Source organism: Jannaschia sp. S6380 (genome assembly GCF_023015695.1).
In the GTDB taxonomy this organism is placed as follows: domain Bacteria; phylum Pseudomonadota; class Alphaproteobacteria; order Rhodobacterales; family Rhodobacteraceae; genus Jannaschia.
The window spans coordinates 1-17,367 of sequence record NZ_JALKAS010000001.1 but is presented as its reverse complement, the minus strand read 5'-3'; the positions used below and the strand labels follow the sequence as shown (position 1 = coordinate 17,367).

The window sequence follows — 17,367 nt, the reverse complement described above, 5'->3', positions numbered from 1 at the left end:
TTGGGTTCATGTAAGCGGACCGGCGCCCGCCTACAACCGATCAGGCTTCGGCGCGCTCGGCGACCGTGACCGATCCGCCAGCCTTCTCGACCGCCTCGACCGCGCCCTTCGAGGCGCCGGTCACGGTGATCGTGGCCTTGGCGGAAAGCTCGCCCTTACCCAGAAGCCGAACGCCGTCCAGCTTGCGGCGCACCACGCCGGCCTCGACAAGGCTGTCCTCGGTCACGTTGTTGGCGTCGAGCTTGCCGTTGTCGATGAACTCCTGCAGCTTGGACAGGTTGACGACGGCAAAAGCCTTGCGGTTCGGCTTGTTGAAGCCGCGCTTGGGCAGACGCTGGTAGAGCGGCATCTGGCCGCCCTCGTAGCCGTTGATCGCCACGCCCGAGCGGGACTTCTGACCCTTGATGCCGCGGCCACCGGTCTTGCCGATGCCCGAACCGGCGCCGCGACCAACCCGCTTGGGCTTGTGCGTCGCGCCGGGATTGTCGCGAAGATCGTTGAGTTTCATGTCGCTTCCTTTCCTGCCGGACGCGCCCCCGAAGCGAAAATGGGCGGACACGGCGTTTCGATTCCTTGTGCGCCCGTAGGCACCGCGCGGCACTACACCCGGTCCCCGCACGATGCAAGTCCGCGCTGCGACACTTGATCGGTTGCCCGGGGGCTGCGATCATCGGTCATGAACAGCGCCGTCGCCGCCCTGCTCGTCTTCGCCGTAGCCGCTCGCACGGCGTCCGCCGCCTGCGATACGGATGCGATGATCGTGTTCGACGGATCGGCCTCCATGGCCGAAATCGGAATCAATGCCGGCGATCCACCTCGGATCCGAGATGCGCGCGAAGCAATGCGGCGCGTGCTGCCGGCCGTCGAGGACACCCGGCGCATCGGGCTCGTAACCTACGGCCCCGGGCCCGAGGGGTCCTGCGACAGCGTGCGGACGCATTTCGCGCCCATGCCTGAGGCTGCGGCCCCCATCCTCGAGGTCATCGACCGGCTCGAACCGATCGGCCTTACGCCGCTTGCCGAAGCCACGACCAGGGCGGCCGAGACGCTGCGGTTCAGAACCCGGCCCGGAATGGTGGTCGTCGTGACCGACGGCAACGATACATGCGCCGGCCGCCCTTGCGTCCTGGCGGAACGCCTCGCGCGGGATGCGGCCGATCTGACGATCCACGTGATCGGATTCAAAGTCGTCGGCGACATATCTGGCGGGCATACGGTGCTTCAGCGCCCCTTCCCCCGAGGCGAGGTCGCGGCACGATGTCTCGCCGATCTGACCGGCGGGCACTACGCACTGCCCGAGACCGTCGATGCGCTGGTGGAAGTCCTGCGGCAGGTCCTCGGCTGCGCCGTCGCAGGCATCAACCCCGATTCCTTGCCGGTAGAACGCGCCCTCCGGACGGCGCAGGTCGCCGCGAACGCAAACGCCCCGGCCGTTTCCGGGCCGGGGCGTTCGAGGCGATAGCTCGGAGGTGCAAGCGCCCCCGAGGGAGTTCAGCCCCGTTCTTCGATGATTTCCACGAGATGCGGGATCTTGTTGACCATGCCGCGCACGCTGGGGGTGTCCTCCAGCTCGCGCGTCTTGTGCATCTTGTTCAGGCCCAGGCCGATCAGCGTCGCGCGCTGATCCTGGGGGCGTCGGATCGGGGATCCGATCTGCTTCACGACGATCGTCTTAGCCATTGATCAGGCCTCCTCGGCGACGGGCGCCTGTTCGCCGTCCATCTTCGGGCCGTCGTCCTTGCGCAGGATGTCGGCGACCTTCTTGCCGCGACGCTGCGCGACCGAACGGGGGCTCGATTCCTTTTGCAGGCCATCGAGCGTGGCGCGGATCATGTTGTAGGGATTCTGCGAGCCGATCGACTTCGACACGATATCCTTGATGCCCAGCATCTCGAACACGGCACGCATCGGGCCGCCGGCGATGATGCCCGTGCCCTCCGGTGCCGTGCGCATGACGACGCGACCGGCGCCGTGACGCCCGTTCATGTCGTGGTGCAGCGTCCGGCCGTCCTTCAGGGCAACGCGGATCATCTGGCGCTTGGCCTGTTCGGTGGCCTTGCGGATGGCCTCGGGGACCTCCTTGGCCTTGCCCTTGCCGAAGCCGACGCGGCCCTTCTGGTCGCCCACGACGACGAGCGCCGCGAAACCGAAGCGCTTGCCGCCCTTCACCGTCTTGGAGACGCGGTTGATGGCGACCAGGCGGTCGGCGAATTCCGGGGTTTCGTCGCGGTCGCGGCCACGGCCCCGCCCACGATTGTTGTCACGTTCTGCCATGCGGCATCTCCTGTTTCGGGCGGCTGCCCGGTTTTCTCGATCCTCGGTGGGCGCACGGCCCCCGGATCATCGGGAGCGCCCGTTCAGGCGCCCCACAACACTCAAAACTTCAGGCCACCTTCGCGGGCGGCGTCGGCGAGGGCCTTGACCTTCCCGTGAAAGAGGAAGCCGCCCCGGTCGAAATACACATCTTCGACCCCGGCCTTCTTGGCACGCTCGGCGATCGCCGCGCCGACCTTCGTGGCCGCCTCGACGTTGTTCTTGCCGACGACGCCCAAGTCCTTCTCCATGGTCGAGGCGGACGCGAGGGTCCGCCCTTCCACGTCGTCGATCACCTGGACGCTGATGTTCTTGTTCGAACGATGCACCGACAGGCGCGGACGCCCGGCGGCCATCTTGCGAAGCTTGTTCCGGACGCGCAGGCGGCGCTTGAGGAACAGATCCCGTTTGCTGTTTGCCATCTGACTGGTCCTTACTTCTTCTTGCCTTCCTTGCGGAAGATGTACTCGCCCTTGTAGCGGATGCCCTTGCCCTTGTAGGGCTCCGGCGCGCGCCATTCGCGGATGTTGGCCGCGACCTGGCCGACGAGCTGCTGATCGATGCCTTCGACGACCACTTCGGTCTGCTTGGGCGCGGTGACGGTAACGCCCTCGGGGACGTCGAAGTTCACGTCGTGGCTATAGCCGAGCGCCAGCTTCAGGGTGTTCCCCTGCATCTGTGCGCGGTAACCGACGCCGGTGATCTCCAGTTCCTTCTTGAAGCCGGTGGTCACGCCGGTCACCAGGTTTTCGACCATGGTGCGGGACAGGCCCCACTGCTGGCGCGCCCGCTTGGACTTGCCGCGCGGCTCGACCTTCACGGCGTTGTCCGCGACAGTCAGCGTGACGTCGTCGGTCGCGGTGAACTCACGGGTGCCCTTGGGCCCCTTCACCGAGACCGTCTGGCCCGAGACCGAGGCTTCGACGCCCGAAGGCAGTTCGACGGGGCGTTTGCCGATACGAGACATACTACCCTCCTCAGAATACCGTGCAGAGCACTTCGCCACCGACATTGGCGGAGCGAGCGGCTGCATCGGACATGACGCCCTTGGACGTCGAGACGATCGAGACACCAAGGCCCTGGCGGACCGAAGGCAGGTTGTCGACACCGAGATACACGCGACGGCCAGGCTTGGAGATCCGCTTCACTTCGCGGATGACGGGCACGCCCTCGTAGTACTTCAGCGAGATTTCCAGCGTCGGATGGCCCTGGCGGTCCGAGGCGGACTCGTAGCCGCGGATGTAGCCCTCGTCTGCGAGGACATCCAGGACATGGGCCCGCAGCTTGGAGGCGGGGGTGGAGACGGTGGACTTGCCACGCATCTGCGCATTGCGGATGCGGGTCAGCATATCACCGATGGGATCGTTCATCTATCTGACCTCCCTTACCAGCTGGACTTGACCATGCCGGGGATCTTCCCCTGCGATGCGAGATCGCGCAGCATGATGCGGGACAGCTTGAGCTTGCGATAATAGGCACGGGGCCGACCGGTCAGCTGGCAGCGGTTGTTGAGACGGGTGGGCGAGGAGTTGCGCGGCAATTCGGCCAGCTTCAGCCGGGCCTTGAAACGCTCTTCCATCGGCTTGGACTCGTCGTTCGCGATCTCCTTCAGAGACGCGCGCTTGGCGGCGTATTGCTTCACCAGCCGCTCGCGCTTCTTCTGGCGTTCGATCATGGATTCCTTGGCCATGCTCTTCCCCTCAGCTGTTGAACGGCATGTTGAAATGCTTCAACAGCGCCTTGGCTTCTGCATCCGTCTCGGACGTCGTGCAGATGATGATATCCATGCCCCACATCTCATCGATCTTGTCGAAGTTGATCTCGGGGAACACGATGTGCTCCTTCAGGCCCATGGCATAGTTGCCGCGGCCGTCGAAGCTCTTTCCGGACACGCCGCGGAAGTCGCGGATGCGCGGCATGGCCACGGTGATCAGGCGATCCAGAAAGTCGTACATCCGCGCGCCGCGCAGCGTGACCTTGGTGCCCAGCGGCATGCCTTCGCGGACGCGGAAGCCGGCGATCGACTTCTTCGCGTTGGTCACGACCGCTTTCTGGCCGGCGATGGTCGACAGGTCTTCCTGCGCCGTCTTGGCCTTCTTGCTGTCACGGACCGCCTCGGCGCCGCACCCGATGTTCAGGACGATCTTGTCCAGACGCGGGATCATCATGTCGTTCTTGTAGCCGAACTCCTCCTTCATCGCGCCCTTGATGGTGTCGCGATAGACGGTGAGGAGCCGGGGCGTGTAGTTCGCTTGGTCGAGCATCAGATCACGTCTCCCGTGGTCTTGGCGAAGCGCACCTTCTTGCCGTCTTCCATGCGGAAGCCGACGCGCGTGGCCTTGCCGTTCGCGTCCACCAGCGCCAGGTTCGACAGATCGATCGGCAGCGCCTTGGGAATGCGGCCACCCTGGCTGGCCTGGCTCTGACGGGTGTGGCGGATGGCCATGTTGACCCCCTCCACGACCGCCTTGCCGGCCTTGGGATCGACCGAGACGATCTCGCCCTGCTTGCTGGCATCGCGGCCGGACAGAACAACGACCGTATCACCCTTGCGGAGTTTGGCAGCCATCACAGCACCTCCGGCGCGAGCGAGATGATCTTCATGAAGTTCTTCGCGCGCAGTTCGCGAACCACCGGCCCGAAGATACGGGTGCCGATCGGCTCGTTGTTGTTGTTGAGGATCACGGCGGCGTTCCGGTCGAAGCGGATCGCGGTGCCGTCGTCGCGACGCACTTCCTTGGCGGTGCGCACGACCACGGCCTTGCGGACGTCGCCCTTCTTGACGCGGCCCCGCGGAATGGCCTCCTTCACCGACACCACGATGATGTCGCCGACGGAGGCATACTTCCGCTTGGACCCGCCCAGGACCTTGATGCACTGAACACGGCGTGCGCCGCTGTTGTCAGCAACATCCAGGTTGGTTTGCATCTGGATCATTGGTTTCTCCCGACCTTTGGGGCGGCGATGCTTGCCGATCTCCCCAGGGTTTCGAATTGCTGGTCAGCGCCGACTATTCGGCGATGACCTCCCACCGCTTGGTCTTGGACTTGGGCGGGCATTCCTGGATGCGCACGGTGTCGCCGACCTTGAACTGGTTGGCCTCGTCGTGGGCACGGTACTTCTTGGACTTCCGAACCGTCTTCTGCAGCAGCGGGTGCTTGAAGCGACGCTCGATGCTGACGGTAACGGTCTGCGCGTTCTGGTTCGACGTCACGACACCGGTGAGGATGCGCTTGGGCATGGGCTCAGGCCTCCGACTTGGCCGCGTCGGCGGCTTTCTGGTTCAAAATGGTCATCACACGGGCCACGTCACGGCGGACGCTGCGCATCCGCGCGGTGTTCTCGAGCTGGCTCGTCGCCGCTTGGAAGCGCAGGTTGAACGCCTCCTTCTTGAGGTCGGTCAGCTTGGTACGGAGCTCGTCCGGCGTCTTGTCTCTGAGTTCGCTGGCGTTCATCGCCTTTTCCTTTGCAACATCACCGGGCCGCTTCGGCAGGGCCATGGGCCCGCGAGTGACGGCTGATTCCGGTGGAGATCAACGGTAGAGGGCGCCGCATAGACGAGGATCGACTCGGGCGCAAGGGCCTTCGCGCGGCCCCGTCGCCCGACGTGCCATACGGATCCGACGGCGGCTAGCGCGTGGAGATACGGATCGCCCGGCCGCCGCGCTGGAACTCGAACAACAGCGCGTGGATGAACAGGATGACGCCCAGCATCTCCAGCGTCTCCTCCAGCGTGATCTCCACGAGCCACATGCGCCCCTCGATGAGAGAGATCGCGCCCACGCGCGATGCCGCCCCCAGCATCTCGAGCCCGAGCGACCCGGAAACGAAGACGATGCCGGCCAGGATCATGCGAAGCGCCGTGCCGCGGTCGATCCGCAGCAGGAACGGGAGGTAGATCAGGGCCACCAGCGCCACCATCGCCAGGCCGTAGAAGATCCAGTTGTAGAACAGGACGCGTTCGGCCCCGACGAGTCCGCCCAGGGTCGAGCCGAACCGCTCGTGAAACAACGCGGCCTCATCCAGCGACAAGAACACGCTGATTACCGCGATGCCGATCCAGTGAAGCCGCCAGCGTCGGCGATCCGGCACATCGCTATGGCTCAGGAGCGCGGCCAAGGCCCCGGCGCCGAGCCAGATCATGCTGGAGAACCAGGCCGGCAGGTTGGCCTCTCCGTCGAGGTCGAAGAACCGCGAAACCGCCGCGCAGGGCCCTTCCTGGCATTCGCCGTCCAGCCACTCGACCACCAGGTAGCTGGCTACGATGACCAGGACCCATCCGGACAAGATCATCGGAATCCGCGTCGCGCACATCGTTATCCGGTCATCCGGCCCCTCGTCGTCCATGAACTGCCCCCAAAGAATCAAACCATGGACCCGCCCCCGTGGCCCCCGAACCGGGAGGCCGCGGGCCCTAGCCGTTAACGATTCCAGAAAATTCGATATGCGTCAAAAGTTTCGACGCGGGGGGCCATGTATGCCGGTTCAGTTCAAGGCATAGTTGAAGCTGACCGAGACGCGTTCCGTCTCAGCCATGTTCATCGGCACCTCATGGCGCAGCCAGCTTTCCCAGAGCAGCACGTCGCCGACCTCGGGCGCCTCATAGTGGAACATCCGCAGGTCGGCCGGTGCATCCTTGCGGCGGATGGGGGCGGCCATCATCATCGGCAGGCGCGGGTCTTCGAAACGGATGGCGCTCGTCCCCTCGGGCATGGCTATGTAGGTCGTGCCCGAGATCACCGAATGCGGGTGAAGGTGGCCGGAATGCGCACCGCCTTCGGGCAGGATGTTGATCCAGATATCCTCCAGCGCAAGCCGCTTGTCCTCCAGGTCAAAGGCCAGATCCCCGGCGAAGGCCGACACGTGCCGGTCCAGCGATTTCACCAAGTCCGCGAAGATGGGAAAGCGCCAAGGCAAATCCGTCAGCGAGGCATAGCTGGTATAGCCCGGATAGCTATTCTCCTCGCACCAGCGCTTCCCGGCCTCGTCATCCTCGGCGATCGAATAGCAGGAGCCTTCCAGTTCGGCCGCGTCGATGGCGGGGGAATGGGCCGAGAGAGGCGCGCGATACAGGCGGGTCGCGAAGAGGGATCGGATGTCGGACATGCCGCCGGTTTGATCCGCGTGGACATCCATTGTCAAAACGAAAAACCCCCGCCGGTTCGGCGGGGGTTCCATCTGCTCTCTACCGGGTGGAGCCCGGACGGTTTGCAGGCAAACCGCCTATGCCCAACTGCGGGGGATCGCCCAAGGCGATGTTTGCGTCACCAATCCTCTCGGACCACCGTGCGCGTCTTGATCGGCAGCTTCATCGCGGCCAGGCGCAGCGCCTCGCGCGCGACGGTCTCGTTGACGCCGTCGATCTCGAACATCACGCGGCCCGGTTTGACCTTGCAAGCCCAGTAATCGACCGAACCCTTGCCCTTACCCATCCGCACTTCGGTGGGTTTGGACGTCACCGGCAGGTCCGGGAAAATCCGGATCCAGACACGGCCCTGACGCTTCATGTGGCGCGTCATGGCACGGCGGGCAGCCTCGATCTGACGGGCGGTGACCCGCTCGGGTTGCGTCGCCTTCAGGCCATAAGTGCCGAAGTTCAGATCCGAGCCACCCTTGGCGTCGCCCTTGATGCGGCCCTTGAAGGCTTTGCGGAACTTCGTCCGTTTCGGTTGCAACATGATCTATGCCTCCTCAGCGCCGACGGTCGCCGCGGGGGCGATCGTCGCGACGTCCACCCGCGCCGCGCGGGGCGGGGCCGTCCTGAAGTTCCTGGGCCTTGCGGTCACGGGCCGACGGATCGTGCTCCATGATCTCGCCCTTGAAGATCCAGACCTTGATCCCGATGATCCCATAGGGCGTCTTGGCCTCGATATTCGCGAAGTCGATGTCGGCGCGCAGCGTATGCAGCGGCACGCGGCCCTCGCGATACCACTCCGTCCGTGCGATCTCGGCGCCGCCGAGACGGCCCGCCAGGTTCACCCGGATGCCGAGCGCACCCATCCGCATGGCGTTCTGGACCGCACGCTTCATCGCGCGACGGAACGAGACGCGACGCTCCAACTGCTGGGCGATGCTCTCGCCGACCAGCGCGGCATCGAGCTCGGGCTTGCGCACCTCGACGATGTTCAGGTGAAGCTCGCTATCCGTCATCGCGGCCAGCTTCTTGCGCAGAACCTCGATATCCGCACCCTTCTTGCCGATAATCACACCCGGACGGGCCGTGTGGATCGTCACGCGGCACTTCTTGTGCGGACGTTCGATGATGACGCGGCTGACGCCGGCCTGTTTGCACTCCTCCTCGATGAACTCGCGCATGCGCAGGTCCTCGAGCAGGAGATTGCCGTAATCCTTCGTATCGGCGTACCAGCGGCTGTCCCAGGTGCGATTGACCTGGAGCCGCATGCCGATCGGGTTGACCTTGTTACCCATCAGGCTTGCTCCTCAACTTGCCGCACCTTGATCGTCAGTTCCGCGAAGGGCTTGGTGATGCGCCCGAAACGGCCGCGGGCCCGGGGGCGTCCGCGCTTCATCGTCAGGTTCTTGCCGACCCACGCCTCGGCCACGATCAGTTCGTCGACATCGAGATTGTGGTTGTTCTCGGCATTCGCGATCGCGGATTGCAGGCACTTCTTGACGTCGACCGCGATCCGCTTCTTCGAGAACGTCAGATCGCTCAGCGCGGTCTCGACCTTCTTGCCGCGGATCATCGCGGCCACGAGGTTCAGCTTCTGCGGGCTGGTGCGCAGCGACCGCAGCTTCGCCATGGCTTCGTTGTCAGCCACGCGGCGGGGATTCTTTTCCTTGCCCATGACTTACTTCCTCTTGGCTTTCTTGTCGGCCGCGTGCCCGTAATAGGTGCGCGTCGGGGAGTATTCGCCGAACTTCTGACCGATCATGTCTTCGGACACGTTCACGGGGATATGCTTCTGCCCGTTGTAGACGCCGAAGGTGAGGCCGACGAACTGCGGCAGGATGGTGGAGCGGCGCGACCAGATCTTGATCACGTCGTTTCGGCCGGATTCGCGGGCGGCTTCGGCTTTCTTCAGCACGAAGGCGTCCACGAACGGGCCTTTCCAGACGGAGCGGCTCATATCAGCGGCCTTTCTTCTTGGCGTGACGCGACCGGACGATCAGTCGGCTGGACGCCTTGTTCTTGTTGCGGGTACGGGCGCCCTTGGTGGGCTTGCCCCACGGCGTGACCGGGTGACGGCCGCCCGAGGTGCGGCCTTCGCCGCCACCATGCGGGTGGTCGATCGGGTTCATCACGACGCCGCGGACCGACGGGCGGATGCCCTTGTGCCGGTTGCGGCCGGCCTTGCCGATGTTCTGGTTCGAGTTGTCGGGGTTCGAGACCGCGCCCACGGTCGCCATGCATTCCTGGCGCACCAGGCGAAGCTCGCCCGAGGAGAGCCGGATCTGGGCGTAGCCGCCGTCACGCCCGACGAACTGGGCATACGTGCCTGCCGCGCGCGCGATCTGGCCGCCCTTGCCGGGCTTCAGCTCGATGTTGTGAACGATCGTGCCGATGGGCATGCCCTGAAAAGGCATCGCGTTGCCGGGCTTGATGTCGGCCTTGGCGCTCGCCACGACGCGGTCGCCGACGGCGAGACGCTGGGGGGCGAGGATATAGGCCTGTTCGCCATCGGTATAGCGGATGAGCGCGATGAAGGCGGTCCGGTTCGGATCGTACTCGATCCGTTCGACGTTCGCCTGCACGTCCAGCTTGCTGCGTTTGAAATCGACGATCCGATAGAGGCGCTTGGCGCCCCCGCCCTTGCGGCGCATCGTGATCCGTCCGGTGTTGTTCCGGCCGCCATTCTTGGTCAGGCCTTCGGTCAGCGCCTTGACGGGGCGACCTTTCCACAGCTCCGAACGGTCGATCAGAACCAGCCCACGCTGGCCCGGCGTCGTCGGCTTGTACGACTTGAGTGCCATTGTTTACCTGTCTTCCGTTGTGTGTCGGACGGCCCCGCATGACGGCCCCGCCCTGGATGTAAGGGCCCCGAAGGTCCCCGGTTCGATACCCCGAAAAGAGACACCCCGGACGGGTCCGGGGTGGTCGGGATGGGGGCGTGTAGAAGGGTTGGGGGGTGGGGTCAAGGGTTGGGCGCGCCGAAATGTAGGATGGGTGATAACCCACCGCCCGCACCCGGTTTGGCCTGCCGGGATGGTGGGTTATCACCTACCCCACGCTTGCTCCACCTACTTCGGCACCAAAATAGCCGCAATCATGTCCCGTTCTCTCTGCATGTAATGCCTTTAGAACGGATCGAAGAAAAAGTCGATGAGCGACACTTCAAAGTCTCTGGAAGAACTATTTCAACGCGTTGGCCTAGGGAGGGTCAAACCACGTCCTGAGAAGCCTGTGGTGCGAACCACAAGCGGACCGATCCATGGCGGCGCGTGTCGCTTAGTGTGTAAATTTCCGCCGGAGGAAACCGGTAGCTGGTTATCCGGCACTCCAAGCCTTCCCAGCAGCGTGGATTGGCCGACTTTTCGAGGTGAACACCTTACTTTTCTTGCGCAAATCAATCTCCGTGATGTCCCGCGAGACACCTGGGGCGGCCTGCACCCAAGGAACGGATGGTTCGTCATCTTCTATCGAGAGGAGGACGAAGAGTGTGGGCCGCTTGTCCGTCTTCTACACACCAAAGAACTAGGATCCCTGCGGCCGGTCCCGAAGAAATACCCGGCATCTCTACGTCTAGGATGTCGATACGATCGACGAGGCACGGAGGGAGAGACAGAATTCTTTAAGCCTGCGAAATGGCCGATTCAAATTATTCCTGATAACACTCCGCAATCACCATCTGGTAGTAACGTTATCGGAGACGGTCTTCATGGGAACTTTGATATACTTCAGTCACGATGGCAGCCGTTCGAAACTCACACAATGAACGCGATGATTGATTGCCTAATATCGACCATCGAAGGAAATATAAGAAACTTGAGAGCAGAGGATAGCGAAGACGTATCGAAGTTGTCTCGTCAGAGTAGCATCGACGAATGCCAATCGGTCATCGTACAACTAAGAGATCGCCGCAATCGCCATAGTGATACGGGCCTGATACCAGGTGAGGTTGCGGCACGCGAAGTTGAGGACCTTGCCGCGATCACATATCCCCGCCTCTACGCGGGTCCAACTGTCGAGCCCATCAGTACGTTGAGGCATGCGAATCTATTTGAGTACATGGATCTCCATGAATACCTAGCTCGACAAACCTATCTTCAGACGCCGTCAAAATTACGTTCGGATGTCAGGGAAGCCTACGAGGGCATCTGGAAAAGGGCGGCCGAAACCGTTTTCGGACACATTGGTGGATCACCCAACTACGTGATGGAGGCTTACGAGGATCGCGGCATCAAGCTATTAGAGATGCCATCAAATAAGATTTTTGGATTGAGCTTCGGCGATGTTTCCAATCTCATTGTGTCCATCGACCAGGGTGATTTTGAACGGGAAGACTGGATTTCGTGCAGCGTCTATGACTCCCACGGGATCTAGATAGAACCTGACCTCTACAAGAAAAGCCCCGCCGTCTCCGGCGGGGCTTATATCACAACGAGCGGTGGGTTTCACCAACCCTACGGCTCACAGCCCAGTCGTCATGTCGATTGTGTTGCCCTCTTCAAGGGTCACGTAGGCTTTCTTCACGTCCTTCCGGCGGCCCATCTGGCCGCGGAAGCGCTTGACCTTGCCCTTGGTGATGGTCGTGTTCACGGCCTTCACCTTCACGCCGAACAGTTCCTCGACCGCGGACTTGATCTGCGGCTTGTTGGCGTCGATCGCCACCTCGAAGACCACGCCGTTGGCTTCGGACGCCATGGTCGCCTTCTCGGTGATGATCGGTTTGCGGATCACGTCGTAGGTGTTCATTTCAGTCGTGCCTCCAGGGCCTCGACACCCGCCTTCGTGAGCACGAGCGTGTCACGCTTGAGGATGTCCATGACGTTGGCGCCCATCGACGGCAGGACGTCCACGTTGCCGAGGTTGCGCGCGGCTTGCGCGAAGTCCTCGTTCACCGTGGCGCCGTCGATGACGAGCGCGCGCTTCCAGCCGAGATCCGCGACCTGCTTGGCCAGCGCGGACGTCTTGGCGTTCGCGGCGGCAAGGTCGTCGACAACGACCAGATTGCCGGACGCGGCCTTTGACGACAGCGCGTGACGCAGCCCCATGGCGCGGACCTTCTTGGTCAGGTCGTGGGCGTGGCTGCGGGGCGTGGGGCCCTTGTAGACGCCGCCCTTGCGGAAGATCGGCGCCTTGCGCGAGCCGTGGCGCGCACCGCCGGAGCCCTTCTGGCGGACGATCTTCTTGGTCGAATAGCTGACCTCGGAGCGCGTCTTGACCTTGTGCGTGCCCTGCTGCGCCTTGTTGCGCTGCCAGCGGACAACGCGGAACAGGATGTCGCGGCGCGGTTCCTGTCCGAAAACGTCGTCGCTCAGCTCGACCGAACCGGCCTTGCCGCCGTCCAGGGTGATGACATCGAGTTTCATTCGTCACCTTCCTTCTTCTCGGCGTCCGAATTGTCCGTCGACGCGCTCTCTTCCGAGATCTGCGCCTCAGCTTCCTTCAGCGCGGCTTCCTCTGCGGCGGCCTGCTCGGCGGCCTGCGCCTCGGCGGCGGCCTTGGCCTCGGCCTCGGCGGCGGCGGCGGCCTCTTCGGCGGCCTTCGCGGCCTCGCGCTTCGCCGACATCAGCGCGGCAGGAACGATGGCACTCTCGGGGAACGGCTTCTTGACCGCATCCTTGATCGTGACCCATCCGCCCTTGGAGCCGGGAACGGCGCCCTTGACCATGATCAGGCCACGGTCGGTGTCGGTGCGGACGACCTGCAGGTTTTGCGTGGTCACGCGGGCGGCGCCCATGTGACCGGCCATCTTCTTGCCCTTGAACACCTTGCCGGGGTCCTGACACTGACCGGTGGAGCCGTGCGAGCGGTGGCTGATCGACACGCCGTGCGAGGCGCGCAAACCGCCGAAGTTCCAACGCTTCATCGCGCCGGCGAAACCCTTGCCGATCGAGGTGCCGCTGACATCGACGAATTGACCCTCGAAATAGTGGTCGGCGATAATTTCCTCGCCGACTTCGATCAGGGCATCCTCGTCCACGCGGAACTCGGCGACCTTGCGCTTGGGCTCAACATTGGCGGCCTTGAAGACGCCGCGCATCGCCTGGGACGTGCGCTTGGCCTTGGCCGTGCCGGCACCCAGCTGGACGGCGGTGTAGCCGTGCTTGTCTGCGGTGCGCTGACCGACGACCTGAAGCGCGTCGAGTTGCAGCACGGTGACGGGAATCTGCTTGCCGTCTTCCATGAACAGGCGGGTCATGCCCACCTTCTTGGCGATCACTCCGGAACGCAGCATATCTGTGCCCTCCTCAGACCTTGATCTCGACGTCGACGCCCGCGGCCAGGTCGAGCTTCATGAGCGCGTCCACGGTCTGCGGCGTCGGGTCGACGATATCGAGCATCCGCTTGTGCGTGCGGATTTCCCACTGGTCGCGCGACTTCTTGTCGATGTGCGGACCGCGCAGGACGGTGAAACGCTCGATCTTGTTGGGAAGCGGGATCGGCCCGCGAACCTGGGCACCCGTGCGCTTGGCGGTGTTGACGATTTCCTGCGTGCTGGCATCCAGAACGCGGTAATCGAACGCCTTCAGCCGGATACGGATATTCTGGCTTTTCATGTCATGTCCGATGACTACCTGCCCCGCGACGCGGGGTCAGGACCCAAGTTGAGAGGAGGAGACAGGACCACCCCGCCCCCTCGTCGAACCCGAACGGAAGCGTGGCCGCTTGTGGCGACCCCGTCCGCAGATGCGCGCGTCTAGACCGACTCGGACGGCGTCGCAACCCCTGACGCGACATTTCAGAACCGCGCGCCGGACCCGCCGATCCACCCGTCCGCAGTGCCACTTCGTTACAGTTCCGACGGGGCCGATCACGCGTTGCGGGGCGCAAATCATATAATCGTGCGCTCACACCCTCGTCGGGCGACCGTGATCGGTGAAGCGGTGTTTCTGACATTCGAGGTCGAAGGGCCCCGGATGAACCGGACCCGGCCTCGAATGAAAAAGAACGGAGACTACCATGAACAAGTTGAGCGCCGTGGTCCTTGCCGCAACGATGGCCTTCGGGGGCGCAGCCCTTGCCGACGGACATGCCGGACAGGGCTTCAATATGTTGCAGACCGCACTGATGAACGACCTGGAGCGCCTGGGTATCGACCCATCCTCGATGGGCGACGACCTGACCTTGGGTGAAATCGCCTCGATCAAATCCGTGATCGACAGCAACGAGAACGAGTCGCAGAAGAAGAACCGGATCCAGGCCATCATCGACAACAACTGACCGGCCCGGCGCGGGCGGGACCAACCCTCGCCCGCGCAGCCGCTCCGCCGCGCGCGAGCGATCGTGATGCGACAGTCGCGCACGGCGGCCTTATGGTTCGATACTGAATGGATCAGTTACACGAGGAATCACCATGACCCCGACCGATTTCACCCGCCGCGGCCTGTTGACCTCCGCTGCCACGCTTGCCGCCGGGACCGCCCTCGCCGGATCGGCCCGCGCCGAGACAGTTGTCGCCCCCTCCGGTCGGACGATAACCAAATACGTTCCCGAAGAGTCGGACTTCCCTTATGAGGTCCAGCGCACCGAGGCCGAATGGATGGACCATCTCGACGGGAACGAGGAAGCCTACGGCATCCTGCGGAAGGCCAATACCGAATGGCCGAAGACCACCGAGATGTGGCGCGAGGCGCATCCGGGCGGATATCTCTGCCGCGGCTGCGACCTGCCGGTCTACGACGCCGGATGGTTCGAACCGCTGGACAAGGGATGGGTCTTCTTTCACCACGCCGAGCCGAACAGCGTGATGTTTGGTCTCGATGGGGCGGTCCGGGCCTATGGGCAGGCCGGCATGACCGGCGAGAATTTCGCCATGTCCGAGGTGCACTGCCGCCGCTGCGGCTCGCACCTGGGCCATCACATCAAGGTAGCCGGCATGTGGCTGCACTGCATTAACGGCACATCGCTCACGCTCGCCTGAGTGCGGCGCCCGCTTCGGCCCACCGCTTGGCGGTTCCACGCCAACGCATGGCGCTCCCGGTACGAACCGGCGGCGAGGGATGGGCCGGGACATGCAGTCGCAGTCCCCGCTGCGCCGAAGGTGGCCGAACCCGTTTGAGTTGACGCCGAGCATCACGACGGCTTCGAGCCGGGCAGCAGTTTCAGGAACGCCGGCAGGTGCTGAAGCCCGCGCACCCTCTCTGCGGCAGTGAAGGCGATGGTGCCGTTCCCCCATGGGACGGTATTCCGGAAGATCACGTCGGCGCGCACCAGCCCGGCTGTCCGGAGAAAAATACCGGGAAGCTTCGGCCGTAGGATCATCATTTTTCCGGCTGACGAAACCCGCGCCACCGCGCGTGGGCGACGTTCCCGGGTCCGGGATTCTCCAGCAGGAACAGCAGCCGCGCCATTGTCCCGCCATCCAGCGGATCGGCGTCCGGCATCTCGTTGCCCGGCAGGCCGTTCCGGCGCAGGGCTGCCGCGACCCGCACGATCGGAAACTTATGCGAGTCGTGAACCATTGCGCGACACCGTAAGACCGCCACGGGGTCGCGCAGGATGCGGGGGGCTTCCGTAACGGTCAGCCCCGGGAAATGGGCCGCCACAGGTCGTTCGCAAGACCATCCAGCTGGCGGGAAGCAGTGGTTTTTGCCACCCCCCCGAACGCCGAAGGCCCCGCTGGGGGGCCTTCGCTTCTCCGGGGCTGCGGCGGACGTCGTCCGCCGGGCCTCGACCTACGCCACGATCTTCGACGCCACGCTCTCGGAAGCGCCCGCGATGCGGACGCCCCGGTCGCGTGTCGGAAAGATCATTCCACGATCTTGCTGACCACGCCCGCGCCGACCGTGCGGCCACCCTCGCGGATCGCGAAGCGAAGCCCCTGCTCCATCGCGATCGGCGCGATCAGCTCAACACCGAACGACACGTTGTCCCCCGGCATCACCATCTCCGTGCCCTCGGCCAGGTTCACCGTCCCCGTCACGTCCGTCGTGCGGAAATAGAACTGCGGACGGTAGTTCGCGAAGAACGGCGTGTGGCGACCGCCCTCCTCCTTCGTCAGGATGTACGCCTCGGCCTCGAACTTCGTGTGCGGCTTGACCGAGCCGGGCTTGCACAGAACCTGCCCACGCTCCACGCCCTCGCGGTCGATCCCGCGCAACAGCGCGCCGATGTTGTCGCCCGCCTCGCCGCGATCCAGAAGCTTGCGGAACATCTCGACGCCCGTGCAGGTCGTCTTCTTGGTGTCGCGAATGCCCACGATCTCGATCTCGTCGCCCACGTTGATCACGCCGCGCTCCACGCGACCCGTCACCACCGTGCCCCGGCCCGAGATCGAGAACACGTCCTCGACCGGCATCAGGAACGGCTGGTCCACCGCGCGCTCCGGCGTCGGGATGTACTCGTCGACCGCCGCCATCAGCTTGCGGATCGACTCCTCGCCGATCTCCGGGCTGTTGCCCTCCATCGCCGCCAGCGCCGAGCCCGGGATCACCGGAATGTCGTCGCCCGGATACTCGTAGCTCGACAGAAGCTCGCGGATCTCCATCTCGACGAGCTCCAGCAGCTCCTCGTCGTCGACCTGGTCGACCTTGTTCATGTACACGACCATCGTCGGGATGCCGACCTGACGACCCAAGAGGATGTGCTCGCGCGTCTGCGGCATCGGGCCGTCGGCCGCGTTCACCACCAGGATCGCGCCGTCCATCTGCGCCGCCCCGGTGATCATGTTCTTGACGTAGTCCGCATGGCCCGGGCAATCCACATGCGCGTAATGCCGGCTCTCGGTCTCGTACTCCACATGCGCCGTCGAGATCGTGATCCCGCGCGCCTTCTCCTCCGGCGCGCCGTCGATCTGGTCATAGGCCCGGAAATCACCGAAATACTTCGTGATCGCCGCCGTCAGCGTCGTCTTGCCGTGATCGACATGACCAATCGTCCCGATGTTCACATGCGGTTTCGTGCGTTCGAACTTTGCCTTCGCCATG

General features: G+C 63.9%; 30 protein-coding genes. 4 read left to right on the top strand and 26 right to left on the bottom strand.

Annotation, left to right across the window (positions count from 1 at the left end; translation table 11 throughout):
• Window positions 1–40 precede the first annotated feature (40 nt).
• Window positions 41–508 carry a 50S ribosomal protein L15 gene (gene rplO / locus MWU52_RS00150; protein WP_246947955.1) on the bottom strand — a complete coding sequence of 156 codons (468 nt, stop codon included), beginning with the start codon at window positions 506–508 and terminating at the stop codon, window positions 41–43.
• A gap of 168 nt (window positions 509–676) precedes the next feature.
• On the opposite strand from rplO, the gene MWU52_RS00145 reads away from it, so the two are divergent.
• Window positions 677–1,462, top strand: coding sequence for a vWA domain-containing protein (locus tag MWU52_RS00145; RefSeq protein ID WP_246947948.1), 786 nt, complete (start codon window positions 677–679; stop codon window positions 1,460–1,462).
• Between the two features lie 29 nt (window positions 1,463–1,491).
• Here the strand turns inward: MWU52_RS00145 and rpmD are convergent, their stop codons facing one another.
• The 18 genes from rpmD to rplB form a co-directional block, all read right to left on the bottom strand.
• Window positions 1,492–1,680, bottom strand: coding sequence for a 50S ribosomal protein L30 (gene rpmD / locus MWU52_RS00140; RefSeq protein ID WP_246947946.1), 189 nt, complete (start codon window positions 1,678–1,680; stop codon window positions 1,492–1,494).
• A gap of 3 nt (window positions 1,681–1,683) precedes the next feature.
• The gene (gene rpsE / locus MWU52_RS00135) at window positions 1,684–2,274 is read right to left on the bottom strand and encodes a 30S ribosomal protein S5 (RefSeq protein WP_246947944.1); all 591 of its coding nucleotides are present in this window, start codon (window positions 2,272–2,274) and stop codon (window positions 1,684–1,686) included.
• 101 nt (window positions 2,275–2,375) lie between these two features.
• A complete protein-coding gene (gene rplR / locus MWU52_RS00130; protein ID WP_246947933.1) occupies window positions 2,376–2,735 on the bottom strand; it encodes a 50S ribosomal protein L18 in 360 nt (119 codons plus the stop codon).
• Window positions 2,736–2,746: 11 nt separating this feature from the next.
• On the bottom strand, window positions 2,747–3,280 hold the full coding sequence (gene rplF, locus MWU52_RS00125) for a 50S ribosomal protein L6 (RefSeq protein ID WP_246947930.1): 534 nt from the start codon (window positions 3,278–3,280) through the stop codon (window positions 2,747–2,749).
• A gap of 10 nt (window positions 3,281–3,290) precedes the next feature.
• On the bottom strand, window positions 3,291–3,683 hold the full coding sequence (gene rpsH, locus MWU52_RS00120; RefSeq protein ID WP_246947927.1) for a 30S ribosomal protein S8: 393 nt from the start codon (window positions 3,681–3,683) through the stop codon (window positions 3,291–3,293).
• A 14-nt stretch (window positions 3,684–3,697) separates the two neighbouring features.
• Window positions 3,698–4,003 (bottom strand): 30S ribosomal protein S14, encoded by a 306-nt coding sequence (gene rpsN / locus MWU52_RS00115; protein ID WP_246947926.1) that lies wholly within the window; start codon window positions 4,001–4,003, stop codon window positions 3,698–3,700.
• A gap of 10 nt (window positions 4,004–4,013) precedes the next feature.
• Window positions 4,014–4,577: a 50S ribosomal protein L5 gene (rplE, locus tag MWU52_RS00110; RefSeq protein WP_246947920.1), complete on the bottom strand. Its 564-nt coding sequence runs from the start codon at window positions 4,575–4,577 to the stop codon at window positions 4,014–4,016.
• The gene (gene rplX, locus MWU52_RS00105; RefSeq protein ID WP_246947907.1) at window positions 4,577–4,882 is read right to left on the bottom strand and encodes a 50S ribosomal protein L24; all 306 of its coding nucleotides are present in this window, start codon (window positions 4,880–4,882) and stop codon (window positions 4,577–4,579) included. Before rplX ends, rplE begins: the two co-directional genes overlap by 1 nt.
• Window positions 4,882–5,250: a 50S ribosomal protein L14 gene (rplN, locus tag MWU52_RS00100; RefSeq protein WP_013963207.1), complete on the bottom strand. Its 369-nt coding sequence runs from the start codon at window positions 5,248–5,250 to the stop codon at window positions 4,882–4,884. The genes rplX and rplN overlap by 1 nt, the downstream gene beginning before the upstream one ends.
• A gap of 73 nt (window positions 5,251–5,323) precedes the next feature.
• Window positions 5,324–5,554 carry a 30S ribosomal protein S17 gene (gene rpsQ, locus MWU52_RS00095; RefSeq protein ID WP_246947906.1) on the bottom strand — a complete coding sequence of 77 codons (231 nt, stop codon included), beginning with the start codon at window positions 5,552–5,554 and terminating at the stop codon, window positions 5,324–5,326.
• A gap of 4 nt (window positions 5,555–5,558) precedes the next feature.
• The gene (gene rpmC, locus MWU52_RS00090) at window positions 5,559–5,768 is read right to left on the bottom strand and encodes a 50S ribosomal protein L29 (RefSeq protein ID WP_246952695.1); all 210 of its coding nucleotides are present in this window, start codon (window positions 5,766–5,768) and stop codon (window positions 5,559–5,561) included.
• 175 nt (window positions 5,769–5,943) lie between these two features.
• A complete protein-coding gene (locus tag MWU52_RS00085) occupies window positions 5,944–6,606 on the bottom strand; it encodes a hypothetical protein (RefSeq protein ID WP_246947904.1) in 663 nt (220 codons plus the stop codon).
• Window positions 6,607–6,798: 192 nt separating this feature from the next.
• Entirely contained in the window at window positions 6,799–7,419 is a 621-nt protein-coding gene (locus MWU52_RS00080; protein ID WP_246947901.1) for a TIGR02466 family protein, read from the bottom strand.
• A gap of 158 nt (window positions 7,420–7,577) precedes the next feature.
• Complete coding sequence (rplP, locus tag MWU52_RS00075; protein ID WP_246947898.1) at window positions 7,578–7,991, bottom strand: 50S ribosomal protein L16; 414 nt, start codon at window positions 7,989–7,991, stop codon at window positions 7,578–7,580.
• 13 nt (window positions 7,992–8,004) lie between these two features.
• On the bottom strand, window positions 8,005–8,742 hold the full coding sequence (rpsC, locus tag MWU52_RS00070) for a 30S ribosomal protein S3 (RefSeq protein WP_246947895.1): 738 nt from the start codon (window positions 8,740–8,742) through the stop codon (window positions 8,005–8,007).
• Window positions 8,742–9,122, bottom strand: a complete 381-nt coding sequence (gene rplV / locus MWU52_RS00065; protein WP_246947893.1) for a 50S ribosomal protein L22 — start codon at window positions 9,120–9,122, stop codon at window positions 8,742–8,744. The genes rpsC and rplV overlap by 1 nt, the downstream gene beginning before the upstream one ends.
• A gap of 3 nt (window positions 9,123–9,125) precedes the next feature.
• Entirely contained in the window at window positions 9,126–9,404 is a 279-nt protein-coding gene (gene rpsS, locus MWU52_RS00060; protein ID WP_246947882.1) for a 30S ribosomal protein S19, read from the bottom strand.
• A 1-nt stretch (window position 9,405) separates the two neighbouring features.
• Entirely contained in the window at window positions 9,406–10,248 is an 843-nt protein-coding gene (gene rplB / locus MWU52_RS00055) for a 50S ribosomal protein L2 (protein WP_246947880.1), read from the bottom strand.
• A 958-nt stretch (window positions 10,249–11,206) separates the two neighbouring features.
• On the opposite strand from rplB, the gene MWU52_RS00050 reads away from it, so the two are divergent.
• On the top strand, window positions 11,207–11,818 hold the full coding sequence (locus MWU52_RS00050; protein WP_246947878.1) for a hypothetical protein: 612 nt from the start codon (window positions 11,207–11,209) through the stop codon (window positions 11,816–11,818).
• An 87-nt stretch (window positions 11,819–11,905) separates the two neighbouring features.
• On the opposite strand, the gene MWU52_RS00045 is transcribed toward MWU52_RS00050, so the two are convergent.
• From MWU52_RS00045 to rpsJ, 4 genes are read right to left on the bottom strand one after another with little or no spacing between them, the layout of a single operon-like run.
• On the bottom strand, window positions 11,906–12,190 hold the full coding sequence (locus MWU52_RS00045; RefSeq protein WP_246947876.1) for a 50S ribosomal protein L23: 285 nt from the start codon (window positions 12,188–12,190) through the stop codon (window positions 11,906–11,908).
• Window positions 12,187–12,807, bottom strand: coding sequence for a 50S ribosomal protein L4 (gene rplD, locus MWU52_RS00040; RefSeq protein ID WP_246947874.1), 621 nt, complete (start codon window positions 12,805–12,807; stop codon window positions 12,187–12,189). The genes MWU52_RS00045 and rplD overlap by 4 nt, the downstream gene beginning before the upstream one ends.
• Complete coding sequence (rplC, locus tag MWU52_RS00035; RefSeq protein WP_246947871.1) at window positions 12,804–13,676, bottom strand: 50S ribosomal protein L3; 873 nt, start codon at window positions 13,674–13,676, stop codon at window positions 12,804–12,806. The genes rplD and rplC overlap by 4 nt, the downstream gene beginning before the upstream one ends.
• A gap of 13 nt (window positions 13,677–13,689) precedes the next feature.
• Complete coding sequence (rpsJ, locus tag MWU52_RS00030) at window positions 13,690–13,998, bottom strand: 30S ribosomal protein S10 (protein WP_246947868.1); 309 nt, start codon at window positions 13,996–13,998, stop codon at window positions 13,690–13,692.
• A gap of 403 nt (window positions 13,999–14,401) precedes the next feature.
• Here rpsJ and MWU52_RS00025 point away from each other — a divergent pair, with 403 nt between their 5' ends.
• Complete coding sequence (locus MWU52_RS00025; RefSeq protein WP_246947865.1) at window positions 14,402–14,662, top strand: hypothetical protein; 261 nt, start codon at window positions 14,402–14,404, stop codon at window positions 14,660–14,662.
• 133 nt (window positions 14,663–14,795) lie between these two features.
• Complete coding sequence (locus MWU52_RS00020; RefSeq protein ID WP_246947863.1) at window positions 14,796–15,362, top strand: peptide-methionine (R)-S-oxide reductase; 567 nt, start codon at window positions 14,796–14,798, stop codon at window positions 15,360–15,362.
• A gap of 152 nt (window positions 15,363–15,514) precedes the next feature.
• On the opposite strand, the gene MWU52_RS00015 is transcribed toward MWU52_RS00020, so the two are convergent.
• The 3 genes from MWU52_RS00015 to tuf form a co-directional block, all read right to left on the bottom strand.
• The gene (locus MWU52_RS00015) at window positions 15,515–15,703 is read right to left on the bottom strand and encodes a hypothetical protein (protein ID WP_246947860.1); all 189 of its coding nucleotides are present in this window, start codon (window positions 15,701–15,703) and stop codon (window positions 15,515–15,517) included.
• Window positions 15,703–15,873 carry a hypothetical protein gene (locus MWU52_RS00010; RefSeq protein ID WP_246947857.1) on the bottom strand — a complete coding sequence of 57 codons (171 nt, stop codon included), beginning with the start codon at window positions 15,871–15,873 and terminating at the stop codon, window positions 15,703–15,705. Before MWU52_RS00010 ends, MWU52_RS00015 begins: the two co-directional genes overlap by 1 nt.
• A gap of 317 nt (window positions 15,874–16,190) precedes the next feature.
• Complete coding sequence (tuf, locus tag MWU52_RS00005; RefSeq protein ID WP_246947855.1) at window positions 16,191–17,366, bottom strand: elongation factor Tu; 1,176 nt, start codon at window positions 17,364–17,366, stop codon at window positions 16,191–16,193.
• Window position 17,367 lies beyond the last annotated feature (1 nt).